This window comes from Parvibaculum sp. (genome assembly GCF_039973015.1).
Classification (GTDB): Bacteria; Pseudomonadota; Alphaproteobacteria; order Parvibaculales; family Parvibaculaceae; genus Parvibaculum.
Map to the genome: position 1 here is coordinate 614,759 of NZ_JBDWLT010000008.1, position 14,346 is coordinate 629,104.

The 14,346-nt window shown below is 61.4% G+C and carries 11 protein-coding genes; 3 read left to right on the forward strand and 8 right to left on the reverse strand.

What is annotated here, in order from left to right:
• Positions 1–13: 13 nt before the first annotated feature.
• The 3 genes from ABJO61_RS09085 to ABJO61_RS09095 are packed head-to-tail and all read right to left on the reverse strand — an operon-like array spanning position 14 to position 2,383.
• Positions 14–643, reverse strand: a complete 630-nt coding sequence (locus ABJO61_RS09085; protein WP_348324128.1) for a DJ-1/PfpI family protein — start codon at positions 641–643, stop codon at positions 14–16.
• 8 nt (positions 644–651) lie between these two features.
• A complete protein-coding gene (locus tag ABJO61_RS09090) occupies positions 652–1,332 on the reverse strand; it encodes a DJ-1/PfpI family protein (RefSeq protein ID WP_348324127.1) in 681 nt (226 codons plus the stop codon).
• On the reverse strand, positions 1,307–2,383 hold the full coding sequence (locus ABJO61_RS09095) for a DJ-1/PfpI family protein (protein WP_348324125.1): 1,077 nt from the start codon (positions 2,381–2,383) through the stop codon (positions 1,307–1,309). The genes ABJO61_RS09090 and ABJO61_RS09095 overlap by 26 nt, the downstream gene beginning before the upstream one ends.
• Positions 2,384–2,975: 592 nt before the next feature.
• Between ABJO61_RS09095 and ABJO61_RS09100 the strand changes: the two genes are divergently transcribed.
• Positions 2,976–4,805 carry a DUF1302 domain-containing protein gene (locus ABJO61_RS09100; RefSeq protein ID WP_348324123.1) on the forward strand — a complete coding sequence of 610 codons (1,830 nt, stop codon included), beginning with the start codon at positions 2,976–2,978 and terminating at the stop codon, positions 4,803–4,805.
• 234 nt (positions 4,806–5,039) lie between these two features.
• On the opposite strand, the gene ABJO61_RS09105 is transcribed toward ABJO61_RS09100, so the two are convergent.
• The 5 genes from ABJO61_RS09105 to ABJO61_RS09125 form a co-directional block, all read right to left on the reverse strand.
• The gene (locus ABJO61_RS09105; RefSeq protein WP_348324121.1) at positions 5,040–7,304 is read right to left on the reverse strand and encodes a 3-hydroxyacyl-CoA dehydrogenase NAD-binding domain-containing protein; all 2,265 of its coding nucleotides are present in this window, start codon (positions 7,302–7,304) and stop codon (positions 5,040–5,042) included.
• Between the two features lie 9 nt (positions 7,305–7,313).
• A complete protein-coding gene (locus tag ABJO61_RS09110) occupies positions 7,314–8,519 on the reverse strand; it encodes an acetyl-CoA C-acetyltransferase (RefSeq protein WP_348324119.1) in 1,206 nt (401 codons plus the stop codon).
• Between the two features lie 129 nt (positions 8,520–8,648).
• Positions 8,649–9,800, reverse strand: coding sequence for an acyl-CoA dehydrogenase family protein (locus ABJO61_RS09115; protein WP_348324117.1), 1,152 nt, complete (start codon positions 9,798–9,800; stop codon positions 8,649–8,651).
• Between the two features lie 26 nt (positions 9,801–9,826).
• Positions 9,827–11,620, reverse strand: a complete 1,794-nt coding sequence (locus ABJO61_RS09120) for an acyl-CoA dehydrogenase C-terminal domain-containing protein (protein ID WP_348324115.1) — start codon at positions 11,618–11,620, stop codon at positions 9,827–9,829.
• A gap of 56 nt (positions 11,621–11,676) precedes the next feature.
• Complete coding sequence (locus ABJO61_RS09125) at positions 11,677–12,198, reverse strand: MerR family DNA-binding transcriptional regulator (RefSeq protein ID WP_348324114.1); 522 nt, start codon at positions 12,196–12,198, stop codon at positions 11,677–11,679.
• A gap of 232 nt (positions 12,199–12,430) precedes the next feature.
• Here ABJO61_RS09125 and ABJO61_RS09130 point away from each other — a divergent pair, with 232 nt between their 5' ends.
• Together ABJO61_RS09130 and ABJO61_RS09135 are read left to right on the forward strand one after the other, a co-directional pair.
• Positions 12,431–12,994 (forward strand): CAP domain-containing protein, encoded by a 564-nt coding sequence (locus ABJO61_RS09130; protein WP_348324112.1) that lies wholly within the window; start codon positions 12,431–12,433, stop codon positions 12,992–12,994.
• 74 nt (positions 12,995–13,068) lie between these two features.
• Complete coding sequence (locus tag ABJO61_RS09135; protein WP_348324110.1) at positions 13,069–14,151, forward strand: TRAP transporter substrate-binding protein; 1,083 nt, start codon at positions 13,069–13,071, stop codon at positions 14,149–14,151.
• The last annotated feature ends 195 nt before the right edge of the window (positions 14,152–14,346 follow it).

Genomic DNA, 14,346 nt, shown 5'->3' on the forward strand with positions numbered 1-14,346 from the left:
GGGAGAATAGCGCTCAAACGGCGGCAGCGTAAGGCGGGGCGGGATCGTATTGCATGGCGAGCTGGGTGAGGCGGGCGTGGTCTTCACCATGCATCTGGCCGACGAGCCAGAGCGCCATGTCGATACCTGCCGAAACGCCTGCCGCGGTGACGACATTGCCGTCGCGGACGTAGCGGATGTTCTCAAGCACCGTGCCCGCCTCGCCGCGCTCGCGAAGAGCCGGGATGAAGCCCCAATGTGTCGTCACGCGCTTGCCCTTTGCCGGACCGGCGGCGGTGAGAAGCATTGCGCCGGTGCAGACGCTGGTCACCCATTCGCATGTCTCCGACGTCTTCGCGATCCAGGAAAGAAGGGCGGCGTTTTCGACTTCGCGGCGCGTACCCATGCCGCCGGGAACGAGAATGATGTCGAGGGGCCCCGCCTCCGCAATCGAGGCATGGGCTTCGACCGTCATGCCCTTGGCGCCCGTAACCGGTTTCCCCGTCTCGGTGATCAGCGTCACGCGGTCCGGGCGCTCGCGCCCCTCGCGGCCATGCATCTCGTTCGACATGGTGAAGACCTCATAGGGCCCGACGAAATCGAGTTCCTCGACGCCATCGAAAATCAGGATGCCGATGTTGCGGTTCTGTACGGTGGGAGCCATGACGTGCCTCAAAGAGATGGTTGAAGGAAACGGGGTTCTTTGGCGTTCATCTGCACTTCGAGCGCCGTTTCCTCGGCTGCGCGAATGATGTCGTGAATGTGCGCTGGCGCTTCGTCGGCCGAACCGTAGCTGAAGGGCGGATGAGGGTAGTATTCAATACCAAGCTGGATCGTCTTGGCGATTTCCTCTCCGGCGATCAGACGGGCGAGATAGAGAGCGCCGTCCATGCCCGCCGAGACGCCTGCCGTGGTCACAATCTTGCCGTCGCGGCGATAGCGATCGGTCACGACATGCGCGCCGAAAGAGGCGACCGACTCTCGAGCGTAGTAGTTCGTCGTCACCGTCTTTCCTTTCAGGATACCGGCGGCGGCGAGAATTTCCACGCCATTGCAGACACCGAACGTCCATGTGGAGCCTTCATGCAGGCGGCGGATGAAAGCGAGCGTCGCCTCATTGGTCATTTGCGGGCGGCCGCCCGGCCCGCCCGGCACATAGAGAATGTCCGTCGCTTCGACTTCGGAATAGTCGCGCCAGGCCGCCATGCCACCGGAGCGAAGATCATCCGCGATGATGGTTTTTCTTTCCGCGACGAACTCCACTTCGGCACCAGGCAGCCATCCGAGAACGGCATAGCCACCAACGGCGTCGAGCATTGTGAAGCCATCAAACAGAAGAATGGTTATGCGCATCGGCGTCGCTTTCCATTGAGGTTGGCAGGAGATCGCGGCGCGCGGTGCGAAAGCGCTCGCGGTAGCGGCCCGGCGTAACACCGAGATGGCGAATAAAAGCGCGGCGCATGCGCTCTGCGGCGCCGAAACCTGCTTCCGCCGAAACCGCGTCGAGCGAGGCGCCGTTATTGGCGAGGCGCCTGCAGGCTTCATCGAGGCGGGCGCGCTCCACGAATTGCGCGGGCGTGAACCCCGTCTCCGAAGCGAAATGGCGGGCAAAACTGCGCTCGCTCATGGCGGCGCGCGCGGCGAGCGCGGGCACCGACAAATCGGCCGCGGGATTTTCCACGATGAAGGTGCAGAGACTGGCGAGGCGCGGATGCTCCACGCGCTGCGCGGCGAGTTGCGCGGAGAATTGCGACTGCCCGCCGGGGCGCATCAAGTACATGACATGGTGGCGAGCGAGCGTGAGCGCAATTTCGCGGCCGAGGTCTTCCTCGATGAGAGCGAGCGCAAGGTCCATACCGGCCGTTACACCGGCAGAGGTCCATATCTTGCCGTCGCGAACATAGATCGCGTCCTCTTCCACCACGACCTTGGGGAAGCGCTTGCGCATGATGGGGGCGTAGGCCCAGTGGGTCGTCGCCCGGCGCCGGTCGAGAAGGCCTGCGGCGGCAAGGACGACAGAGCCGGTGCAGATGGAAACCACACGGCGGGCGCTGAAGGCTGCATTGCGGACAAAAGCAAGCAGGTGCTCGTTTTCCATCGCGGCGCGCGAGCCCTCACCCCCCGTCACCATGAATGTATCGAGGGAGGCGAACTCCGCCGGTGCCACATCGGCAATCGAGCGTTCGACACGGAAGACAAGACCGCAGGTCGTGGAAACAGGGCCGCGCTCCTCCGAGACCAGCTCCACCTCATAGGCGGGCGCGCCAGTCGCAGGGTTTATCGCGCTACTCAGAAGCTGGACGGGACCGGCGATGTCGAGCACCTGCGCCGCGTCATAGACGAGCATCATGACACGACGGGGGGCGCTGGCGGGGTTGCGGATGTTGCTGCCGGTTCTGGTCATGCAGGGAGATTAGGCTCACAGAGGCGTGGCTGAAATGACAAATTACCAGCATTTTCCGCCAATACTTTACGCAGGGGCGCCCGTGAGTGAATCAGCCTGCAAAATGGCTGAAATCAGGGGCTTTTTACATGAATGTCAGCGAAGTTTTTCAAATATTATGGTGTTTTTTCTTGTTGATTTATCATAAAACAATATAAGTGGGATAATTATATACAATATTGTCTTACGTCTATTGAGCGTGCCGGCGTTCCTGCCGAAGGTTGAATATCAGCTTGCGGTCCATACCGCCGAGCCCCGGCACAAGGGGCAAGCGGGGTGCCTTGGGAGAGGCGCCGGACGGCAGGGAGGGAACCCCAGCGCCCTTCGGGGCAATTCGACTTCTCAGGTTAAACCGGTGCATCGCGAAGCGGTGCGCCAGCGCTTATGCAGGACATCTGTTGCCTCTCAAGAGGCAGCCCGGGTGACGTCTGCCAGCCTGACCTCCCTTTTGAGCTGTTCGGAAACGCGCGTGACCCTCCGCATCTGCGGCGGGGGGCTGTGCAGGGTGAGGGCCGTTCCGGCAGGAACGGAAACCGGACAAGGAAAAGAAAGAATGAGATTCAGGAGAGGAAATTACGGGGTCGCTGCGCTTGTTGGCGCCGCAACTCTTGGCCTGGCAGCGACCGCCCAGCCAGCGAATGCCACGGAGTACAAGTTCGGAGATACGACGCTTTCAATCGACTCCATTGCCTCGGTTGGCGTGATCGTCAGGGCCTCGAAGCAGGACTGCATGTATATCTCCGTACTGAACGGCGGCTGTGCCGACGGCAAGGGACAGTCGGCAAACATCAATACAGATGACGGCAACGTCAATTTCGAACAGTGGGATGTCGTCTCCGCACCGGTGAAGATTGTTTCCGACTTCGAGCTCAAATGGGAGAACTGGGGCGCCTTCATGCGCCTGCGCGCCTATTACGATCACGCGATCTACGAGCATGCCGGACAGGACGGTACTGCGTATGGACGCCGGCCGCTCACGGACTCCTTGCGCAAGAACGATGCGCGCAACTCGGCGCGCGGCATCGACCTGCTCGACGCCTTCATCTACACGAACTTCGATCTCGGAAACCTGCCGACCTCCCTTCGCGTTGGCAAACAGGTCATCAACTGGGGCGAAAGCCTTGCGCTCCAGGGCGGTATGAACCAGTTCAATTCGATCGACGTTTCAGCTATCCGCACACCGGGCGCGGAAATACGCGAGGCTTTGCTGCCGGAAGAAAGCGTCTATGCAAATATTCTTCTCCCGGAAGGCCTCAGCTTCGAAGCCTATTACGCCTTCAACTGGCGCAACACGGAACTCGACGCGGTCGGCACCTTCTTCTCAAGCAACGACCTTTTCGGACCGGGCGGCGCTTATGTAAACACGGTCGTCCCCGAACAGCCCAACCCGGACGGCGCGGGCACGCTTCATCGCGTGGCAAGTGACGAGCCGGATGACCAGGGCCAATACGGCGCGAAGATCGGTTACTGGGCGGACTGGCTGAACCGGGGCACCGAAGTTGCTGCCTATTTCGTCAATTATCATTCGAAGCTGCCAATCCTCGAATACAGCAACGGGGCACCGCCCGCTATCGACGGCGCTGTCTGCGCACCGGCGCCAAGCTGCGGCCTGCCGGCACAGCAATACCGGGCGGCCTATCCAGAAGACATCAAATATGTCGGCGCAAGTTTTGCCACCACGGTGCTCGGCTCGACGCTCGCGGGCGAAACACTCTATTCATGGAACACGCCGTTCCAGATTTCGTCGGGTGAAATTCTTGGCGCGCACTGGGTCGAGAATGGAACGGGATTGCCCGTTTCGGTCGTTCCCTACGACAAGACGCCGGGCGCCTTTCCCAATGGCTATTTCCGAGAGGATGTGATCACCGGACAGCTTTCGACCATCACCGTTCTCAACCCGTCGGAACCGGTTGCGAGGGCGATCGACGCCGATCTGATCACCGTTCTCACGAACTGGGGCTTTCAGTATCTTCCCAACATCAGCGATGCCCGCGCATCGGTTCTCCATGGCGGTCGCGGGTCGGAGATCACGCATCCCAATCCAATCGTGCAAGGTGCTCTCTACAATCCGTTGCAGCCCGTGGTGAAGGCCGACACCTTCTCGCATGGCTATCGTTTGATTGCGATTGCCGATTACAACAACGTGCTCGGCACACCCTGGACGCTCTCACCGAGCATCCAGTGGGGGCAGGATTTCGGCACGGCTGCGGGGCCGATCGGACCTGGTTTCATGGAAGACCGGAAGACGATTACCCTCGGCGTCGGTGCGCGGCAGGGGCAGTGGAAAGCGAATGTGAGTTACACAAACTCCTTCGGCAACGAGTTCCAGAACTTCACGCAGGACCGCGACTTCATTTCGGCGAGCCTGTCCTACGCTTTCTGAGACCTCTTTCGCGAACAACAAGACAGGGGCGGGCCACAAACCCGCCCCTGTGCATGAGACAAGAACCACAACAAGCGGACGAGGTCCGCGAAGTCCTCTCGAACTTCACGACCGAAGTCAGCACCCCTCAACATCTTGAACGCGGCTCGCCCTTCGAGCCGCGTTTTCTTTTGCCCAAAAGAAAACGCCCCGTCTCTCGACGGGGCGCTTCCAATATCGCAAAAGACCGGCCGGTCAGGCGGCGGCCTTCTCCTTCGAAGGTGCGAAGCGGCCATAGAAGGTGTCGCCCTTCTCCGCCATATCGCGCAGCAGCTTGTTGGGCTTGAAGCGTTCGCCATATTTCTGGGCGAGCTTGTCGCAGGTTTCAACAAATTCCTTCGTGCCGACCATGTCGATGAGCGAGAGCGGCCCACCGGACCAGGGCGCATAGCCCCAGCCGAGGATCGCGCCGACATCCGCATCGCGGACGTCCGTCACGACGCCTTCCTCGAAACAGCGCGCCGCTTCGAGCGCCTGAATGTAGAGGAAGCGGTTTTTCAGCTCCTGCACCTCAAGCGTTTCCGGGTCGAGGCTCTTGCCGACGAGTTCGGCGAGGCCCGGCCAGAGTTTTTTCTTGCCGTCCTTGTTTTCCGGGGCGGGATAATCGTAGAAGCCCTTGCCCGCCTTCTTGCCGACGCGGCCAAGCTTCACGACCATTTCCTCAAGAAGCTGGTCGGCGGGACCGGAGACATATTTGTCGCCCAGATCCTTCTTCGTCTGCTCGCGCACCTTGTAGGCAAGGTCGAGCGCGACCTCGTCGTTCAGCGCGAGCGGCGCCATCGGCATGCCGGTCATCTTGCCGACATTCTCGATCATGGCGGGGGGCACGCCCTCGCCCAGCATCGCGATGCCTTCACCGACATAGGTGCCGAAGCAGCGCGACGTGTAGAAGCCGCGGCTGTCGTTAACGACGATGGGCGTTTTGCGAATCTGCTTCACATAGTCCATCGCCTTGGCGAGCGTCTCGTCGCTGGTCTTCTTGCCCATGATGATTTCGACAAGCTGCATCTTGTCGACGGGCGAGAAGAAATGGATACCGATGAAGTTGTCCGGTTTCGCGGACGCTTCGGCAAGGCCGGTGATCGGCAGGGTCGAGGTGTTGGAGCCGTAGATGCCACCTTCGGCGAGCATGGGCTCCGACTTCTTTGTGACTTCCGCCTTGATGTCGCGGCTTTCGAAGACAGCCTCGATGACGAGATCGGCACCCTTGAGGTCATCGTAATTCGTCGTCGGCTTGATGAGGCCGAGAAGCTTGTCCGCCTTTTCCTGCGTGGTCTTGCCGCGCTCGAGCGCCTTGGCGAGGAGCTTCTCGGAATAGGCCTTGCCCTTTTCGGCATTGGCCTGATCCGTGTCGAGGAGCACGACCTCCATACCGGCCTGAGCCGAGACGTAAGCGATGCCCGCGCCCATCATGCCCGCGCCGAGAATGCCGAGCTTCTTCACCTGGAAAGGAGCAACGCCCGCAGGGCGGCGCGCGCCCTTGGCGAGTTCCTGCATGGAGAGGAAGAGCGAACGGATCATCGCCTTGGAGCGCGGGTCCATCAGCAGCTTGGTGAAGTAGCGCGTCTCGATGCGGATACCCGCTTCCATCGGCACCTGCAGACCTTCATAGACGCAGGACATGATGTAGCGCTGCGCCGGGAAGTTGCCATGCGTCTGCTTGTGGAGCGTCGCATTGCCGATGGTGAAGACCTGCGAGCCGCCCTTCCCGTTCGGATCGCCGCCGGGCACCTTGTAGCCGGGCATATCCCAGGGCTGCACGGCGATCGGATAGACCTCGGGGCCCTTCTTGCCGAGCTTGATCTTGTCTTGCGCGAGACCTTCCTTGAGCCAGGCCTTTGCGGCGGCCACTTCCTCGCCGGGTTCGACGAGCTTGTGGCATATGCCGGCCTTCACGGCCTTTTCCGGCGTGAGAGCCGTGCCCTGAAGGATCAGAGGCAGGGCGGCCTGCGCGCCGATGAGACGCGGCAAACGCTGCGTGCCGCCGCCACCGGGGAGAAGGCCGACCTTCGCTTCCGGCAGACCGATCTGCGTCTTCGGTTTGTTGCCCACGACGCGGTAATGACAGGCGAGCGTGACTTCGAGACCGCCGCCGAGCGCCGTGCCATTGATCGCGGCGGCGACCGGCTTGCCGCAGGTTTCGAGCGAGCGCAGCAGCATGTTGAACTTGAGGTTGCCCTCATACATCGCCTTGACGCGATCTTCCTTCGAGCCTTCACCGGAACCGCCAGCCTGACCGCCCATCATGGAAAGGTCGGCACCGGCGCAGAAGGCATCCTTGCCGGAGGTGAGGACGGCGCCCTTGACCGCGTCGTCGCTCATGATCTTTTCGATGATCGACGCCATATCGCCCATCGAGCCCTGCGAGAGCACGTTCATCGAGCGGTTCGGCATGTCCCATGTAATGAGCGCGATACCGTCGCCATCGACTTCGAATTTGAAGTTTTCATAAGTGGTCATGTCTCTACCTCACACGCGTTCGATGATGGTGGCCGTGCCCATGCCCGCGCCGACGCAAAGCGTAACGAGCGCGGTGTTGAGATCGCGGCGTTCGAGCTCGTCGAGCACAGTGCCGAGGATCATGCCGCCGGTGGCACCCAGCGGATGACCCATGGCGATGGCGCCGCCATTCACGTTCATCTTGTCGTGCGGGATATCGAGCGCCTGCATCATACGGAGCACGACGGAGGCGAAGGCTTCGTTGAGTTCGTAGAGGTCGATGTCTTCCGGCTTCATGCCCGCCTTGGCGAGCGCCTTGCGCGACACATCGGCCGGACCCGTGAGCATGATGCAGGGTTCGGAGCCGATGGAGGCCATGGCACGAATGCGGGCGCGCGGCTTCAGGCCCATCGCCTTGCCGGTTTCGAGATTGCCGACGAGGACAGCCGAGGCGCCGTCGACGATGCCGGACGAATTGCCCGCGTGGTGGCAGTGGGTGATTTCTTCCACTTCGGGGTAGCGCTCCAGCGCCACGCCATCGAAAGCGAATTCGCCGAGCGAGGCAAAGGAAGGTGCGAGCGCGCCGAGCGACTGCATCGTCGCTTCGGGACGCATATGCTCGTCATGGTCGAGGATGGTGAGGCCATTGATGTCCTTCACCGGAATGACGGAGCCCTTGAAATAGCCCTTGTCCCAGGCATTCTTCGCGCGCTTCTGGCTTTCGACGGCATAGGCGTCGACGTCTGCCCGGGAGAAGCCGTATTTGGTGCAGATGAGGTCAGCGCCGATGCCCTGGGGCGTGAAGTAGGACTTGAAGGCAATGCCCGGATCGGTGGACCAGGAACCGCCCGATGCGCCCATGCCAACGCGAGACATGCTTTCGACGCCGCCGCCAATCGCCATGTCGGCTTCACCGGAAATGACCTTCGCAGCCGCCATGTTGGTTGCCTCGAGGCCCGAAGCACAGAAACGGTTGATCTGCACACCGGCCGTCGTCTGCGCATAGTCCGCGTTCAACACGGCGATGCGGGCGATGTCGCCGCCCTGCTCGCCGACAGGATCGACGCAGCCAAGCACAACGTCATCGACCTTCGAAGTGTCGAGGCCGTTGCGGTCGCGGATCGCCTTCAGCGTCTGCGTGGAAAGTTCGAGCGCCGTCACTTCGTGCAGCGCGCCATCCTTCTTGCCCTTGCCGCGGGGCGTGCGGACGGTGTCATAGACATAACAATCGGTCATTTCATGTCTCCCTGGGGGACGTTAAATCGGTTGGGGCCGTGCGTTGCGGCCGCCGTCTGCTCCGTTACTTGCGGCTCCTTCGACGAGGCGCCCCCTCCGTTTGAAGGAGGCGCTTCGCCGGGAACAGCTTCAGAGCGAGCGGGCAATGAGCATCTTCATGATCTCGTTGGTGCCGCCGTAGATCTTCTGGATGCGGGCGTTCGTGTAGAGCTTCGCGATGGGATATTCCATCATGTAGCCATAGCCGCCGAAGAACTGCAGGCAGGTATCGATGATTTCGTTTTCCTTCTGCGTGGTCCACCACTTGGCCATGGCCGCTGTGGTGGGATCGAGCTTGCCGTCGAGCAGCTTCACGGCGCAGTCGTCGGTGAAGACGCGGGCAATCGTCGCCTCGGTCTTGCACTCGGCCAGTTTGAACTGCGTGTTCTGGAAATCAAGGATGCGCTGGCCGAAAGCGGTACGCTCCTTCACATAGTCGGCCGTGTATTTCAGGGCCATTTCCATTGCGACACAGGCCTGCACGGCGATGATGAGGCGCTCCTGCGGCAATTGCTGCATGAGCTGGATGAAGCCCTTGCCTTCTTCCGCGCCGAGGAGATTCGAGGTCGGCACCTTCACTTCATCGAAGAAGAGCTCGGAGGTGTCCTGCGCCTTCTGTCCCATCTTCTTCAGATTGCGGCCACGGCGGAAACCTTCAACCTCTTCGGTTTCGACCATGATGAGCGAGGTGCCCTTGGCGCCTGCCGCCGGATCGGTCTTCGCCACGACACAGACGAGGTTCGCCTGCTGGCCGTTGGTGATGAAGGTCTTCTGGCCGTTCACGACGTACTGGTTGCCGACCTTCTTCGCCGTCGTCTTGACGCCCTGAAGGTCAGAGCCCGTACCCGGCTCGGTCATGGCGATGGCGCCGACAATCTCGCCCGACGCCATTTTCGGCAGCCACTTCTTCTTCTGCTCCTCGGTGCCGTAGGACTGAATGTAGTGAGCGACGATGCCCGAATGAACCGAGTTGCCGAAACCGGAAATGCCGGCGCGGCCCTGCTCTTCGGCAATGACCATCTCATGGCCGAAGTTACCGCCGCCGCCGCCATATTCCTCCTTGATCGACGCGCAGAGAATGCCGGCTTCACCTGCCTTCAGCCATGCTTCGCGATCCACATGGCCCTGCTCCTCCCAGCGCTCGACATGAGGCTGGAATTCCCTTTCATAGAACTTGGCGACTGCGCCCTGGAGGATCTGCAATTCCTCGTTAAGCCAAGGCGATTTGTATTCGGCATTCATTCGTCGTTCTCCCTGAGACGTCCCGTTCAGAACTCGTTTGCGGCCAACGCCATCATGGGAGCGGCACCGTGACGGATGCGCGCGAGATGCGTCGCCGTCTCCGGCACCACATGTTCCATGTAGTAGCGGCCGGTTTTTATTTTCGTTTCGTAATAGGCCTTGTCCCCGTCCTTTGCGGCGGGGAGCTTGTCATTCGCAACCTTCGCCATCATGGCCCACATGAAAGCAATGCCCGTCACCCCGAAAAGGTGCATGTAGGGCGTGGACCCGGCGCCGGCGTTGTCCGGGTTTTCGAGTGCGTTTTCCATGAACCACATGGTTGCGGCTTCGAGATCCTTGCGCGCGCCAGCCAGCGGCGCGACGAAAGGCTTCATCTTTTCGTCGCCCTCATTCGCCGCCACGAAATCATCCACGGCCTTGAAGAAGGCGAAGACACCGCGGCCGCCATTCTGCGCGAGCTTGCGGCCAACAAGGTCAAGCGCCTGCACGCCGTTGGCACCTTCATAGATCATGGCGATGCGGGCATCGCGCACGAACTGCTCCATGCCCCATTCCGCGATATAGCCGTGACCGCCATAGACCTGCTGCGCATCGACCGCATTCATGAAGCCGCGATCCGTGAAGTAGCCCTTCAGCACCGGCGTCAGCAAAGCCATCATGTCGTCGCCGAACTCGCGCGTCTTTTCGTCATCCGAGCGATGCGAGAGATCGCCATGCAGCGCCGTCCAGACGAGGAGCGCACGCGAGCCTTCGTTGAAGGCCTTGATGTCGAGCAACATACGGCGGATGTCGGGGTGAACGATCAGCGGATCGGCGGGCTTGTCCTCCGCTTTCGGACCAGTGAGCGAGCGGCCCTGCAGACGTTCGAGCGCATAGGTCACAGCATTCTGATAGGCCACTTCCGACTGCGAGAGGCCCTGAAGGCCAACGCCGAGGCGCGCTTCGTTCATCATCGTGAACATGGCACGAAGCCCCTTGTGCTCTTCGCCCACGAGCCAGCCGATCGCCTCATCATAGTTGAGGACACAGGTGGCATTGCCGTGAATACCCATCTTCTCTTCGAGCGACCCGCAGGAAACGCCATTGCGATCCCCAAGCGAGCCGTCGTCATTGACGAGAAATTTCGGCACGAGAAAGAGCGAAATGCCTTTCACGCCTTCCGGTGCCCCTTCGATGCGGGCAAGCACGAGATGAAGGATGTTGTCGGCAAGATCATGCTCGCCGGCCGAGATGAAAATCTTCTGACCGCTGATCTTGTAGGACCCATCGCCAACCGGCACGGCCTTCGAGCGCAGAAGGCCGAGGTCGGTTCCGCAATGGGGCTCGGTCAGGTTCATCGTGCCGGTCCATTCGCCGGTCACGAGCTTCGGCAGGTACTTGTCCTTCTGCTCCTGCGTACCGTGTTGTGACAGCGCGGAATAGGCACCGTGGGAGAGGCCCGGATACATGCCGAAGGCCATGTTCGCGGAGGACACCATCTCGTTGAAGATGACGCCGAGCGCATTGGGCAGGCCCTGACCGCCGTAATCCTTGTCGGCAACGAGCGCGGGCCAGCCGCCATCGACGAGCAGCTTGTATGCTTCCTTGAAGCCCTTGGGCGTCGTCACGACACCATTTTCAAGCTTGCAGCCCTCGCGGTCGCCGACCTGATTGAGCGGCAGCAAAACTTCCTCGGTCAGCTTCGCAGCTTCTTCGAGAATGGCGTCCACGAGGTCCGCCGGTGCGTCCTCAAACCCGGGCAGGCTCGCATATTGCGAGAAGTCCAGCAGCTCGTTCAGCAGAAAGCGATATTCGCGCAGCGGTGCTTTGTAGGTCGGCATGAGTGTCCTCTCCGGCAGGTAAGCTGCGCCCCTATTGCCAGGGGCGCGCGATTACCTCAGACGATAGCCTTTTCCGGCTTCTTCGTCTTTGCCGGACGGGCGGTCGATTTTGCCGCAGCCGCGCCGTTGCCTGCCGCCTTTACCTGCTCGACGATCTGCGCCTCGAGGCGAGCGCAGCTTTCCTCCAGCGTCCTGATCTGGAGGTCGATTTCGCGGCGCTGCTCATCAAGCTGGGCGATGCGCTTGCGAAACTTGCCGACCGCGACCCGGTTCTGTGTCTCACAACCGTCATGCTGATCGTAAAGGCTCAGGATTTCCTTGATCTCGGCCAAGGCGAGACCGACGTTCTTGCCGCGTACGATCAGCGTCAGGCGGGCGCGATCGCGCGGATGGTAGATGCGGGTCTGGCCACGGCGCTCGGGGCTCAACAGACCCTTGTCCTCATAGAAACGGATGGCGCGCGTGGTCAGGCCGAATTCCTCGGCAAGTTCCGTGATTGAAAAGGTGACGCCGTTCGCCATCTCGCCGCCATTGTGCCGGTGGGTTGTGCCGGAGGCCTCGTGAAGCTGCTGTTCCATGTTTCTCTCCCTGACTTCGGGCCGTGCGCCGCTGTCCTCCCGAATGGGACGCGGTGCCCTCCCGGGCGCTTCAAACTGGAATTTTTGGCCGTTTTCAGCCAGTTTTTAAAAGTAGACCGAAATCTAGTTGACGTTGACGTAAGCGTCAATGGCATCGCGAAAACTTTTTGGAGCGAGGGGCCCGCAATGGTCTAGTGGGCCCGAAAAGGGAAAAATAACGGAGAGCATGAAAATGAACCGCATCGCCGCCGCCGGATTTGCCTTTCTGGCCCTCGCCTTCCTTGCCGGATGCGCGACGCAGGGAAGCGGGACGCCCCAGAAGCCCAAAGAGGTCAACACAACGACGCTGCCCGCAGAGGCAAGCGCCGCGGCGCAGACCCATGCCGGGCTGAGCGCGGCGATCCTGCGGGCGGTGAACGCCTACCGCGCGGAGAAAGGGCTTGGACAACTTGCCGCCGACGCAAACCTGCAACGCATTGCAGCGGTCCATGCGGCGGACATGCAACTGCGCGGTTTCTTCGGTCACTTCAACCCGGAAGGCCAGGGGCCGCGCGAACGGATGATGGCGGTAGAGCCCGGCTTTACCGGACGCGTTGCCGAAAACATCGAAGTGGTGGAAGGGCCGAGCTATGGCGCGATGAGCGATACGGAACTCGCAAACTTCATGGTCAAGAAATGGATCGAAAGCCCGATGCACCGCAAGAACATCAAGGCACCCGAGATGACGGAGAGCGGCGTCGGCATAGCCCGGCAAGGCGACCGGATCATTGCCGCGCAGGTTTTCGGCGGCCCCTGAACCTTTCTCTGAATGGCATTGCGGGCGGACGGGCGCAGTGAGATGCTGCGGCGTTGTTTTCGGGGGCCCGGATCATGAAACGCAGAGACTTTCTCGGCGCTGCGGCAGGCGCAATCGCGCTGCCTGGCGTCGTCACGGCGGCGCGCGCGGCAGACGCCATTGAGTGGCGCATGGCAACCTGCTGGCCCAAGGGGGCGCCGGGCGTCGGCGTCAATGCGCAACGTCTTGCCGACAGGATCGGCGCGATGTCAGGCGGACGGTTGCGCGTGAAGCTCTATGGCGCGGATGAAATCGTGCCGCCCTTCGAGGTTTTCGATGCCGTCTCGCGGGGCGTTTGCGAGATGGGTCACGGAACGCCCTACTACTGGCAGGGCAAGAACCCGGCCTTCCACTACTTCACCGGCGTCCCTTTCGGGCTGACCGCGCCAGAGACCGCGGGCTGGCTTGCCCATGGCGGCGGCCAGGCACTCTGGGACGAGGCCTATGCGCCTTTCGGCGTTCTGCCCTTTTATGCCGGCTCCAGCGGCGTACAGGCGGGGGGCTGGTTCAAGCGCGAGATCAAGACGCTCGATGACCTGAAGGGGCTGAGTTTCCGCATCGCGGGGCTTGGCGGCGAGGTAATGCGCCGTCTCGGCACCACGGTCGTGCTGACGCCGCCCGGCGAGATATTCACCTCGATGAAGACCGGTACCATCGACGCCGCCGAATGGGTCGGCCCCTGGAATGACATCGCCTTCGGGCTCAACAAGGTGGCGAAATACTACTACCTGCCCGCCTTTCACGAGGCAGGGCCCTCGCTTGAACTCATGGTTTCGAAAGAGAAGTTCGAGACGCTGCCCGATGACCTCAAGGAGATCGTGCACGGTGCGGCGCTCGCCTCCGCCGCCGAAACGCTGGCCGACTTCACCTTTCACAATATCGAGGCTTTTGCCCAACTCGTCGCGGCGGGGGGCACGGAACTGCGAGAATGGCCCGAGCCGGTCGCGGCCGCCATGGCGGAGGCCTCGCAGGAGGTGCTGGCGGAACTTGCGGGATCAAGCGACCTCGCAGGGCGGATCGCCCTTTCCTATCGCGATTACCTCGCCAAGGCGCGGGAATGGTCGAAATGGAGCGATGCCGCCATGCTGAAGCTTCGCAACAGCCATCCGGCGGGCTGAACCTCCTCCCGCCTCAAGCGAAAAAATACCGGCATGGCACCAACTTAGCACCTCCGGTTAACGCCGTATTTACCGACCTTGCCGCTTTATTGTGCGTGCTGAAACAGCACGTCCCGGCACTTATTTGCGCGCCGAGGACGAGATCAGCGACCACAACAAGATTTTGGGTCAGTCCGTGTTTAGAAATACCAGATA

Excerpts from the sequence above, each read along its gene's own strand:
- ABJO61_RS09095 (WP_348324125.1), bottom strand. The coding sequence starts at position 2,383 with ATGACCAGAACCGGCAGCAACATCCGCAACCCCGCCAGCGCCCCCCGT.
- ABJO61_RS09090 (WP_348324127.1), bottom strand. The coding sequence starts at position 1,332 with ATGCGCATAACCATTCTTCTGTTTGATGGCTTCACAATGCTCGACGCC.
- ABJO61_RS09105 (WP_348324121.1), bottom strand. The coding sequence starts at position 7,304 with ATGACCACTTATGAAAACTTCAAATTCGAAGTCGATGGCGACGGTATC.
- ABJO61_RS09110 (WP_348324119.1), bottom strand. The coding sequence starts at position 8,519 with ATGACCGATTGTTATGTCTATGACACCGTCCGCACGCCCCGCGGCAAG.
- ABJO61_RS09135 (WP_348324110.1), top strand. The coding sequence starts at position 13,069 with ATGAAACGCAGAGACTTTCTCGGCGCTGCGGCAGGCGCAATCGCGCTG.
- ABJO61_RS09100 (WP_348324123.1), top strand. The coding sequence starts at position 2,976 with ATGAGATTCAGGAGAGGAAATTACGGGGTCGCTGCGCTTGTTGGCGCC.
- ABJO61_RS09115 (WP_348324117.1), bottom strand. The coding sequence starts at position 9,800 with ATGAATGCCGAATACAAATCGCCTTGGCTTAACGAGGAATTGCAGATC.
- ABJO61_RS09085 (WP_348324128.1), bottom strand. The coding sequence starts at position 643 with ATGGCTCCCACCGTACAGAACCGCAACATCGGCATCCTGATTTTCGAT.
- ABJO61_RS09120 (WP_348324115.1), bottom strand. The coding sequence starts at position 11,620 with ATGCCGACCTACAAAGCACCGCTGCGCGAATATCGCTTTCTGCTGAAC.
- ABJO61_RS09125 (WP_348324114.1), bottom strand. The coding sequence starts at position 12,198 with ATGGAACAGCAGCTTCACGAGGCCTCCGGCACAACCCACCGGCACAAT.
- ABJO61_RS09130 (WP_348324112.1), top strand. The coding sequence starts at position 12,431 with ATGAACCGCATCGCCGCCGCCGGATTTGCCTTTCTGGCCCTCGCCTTC.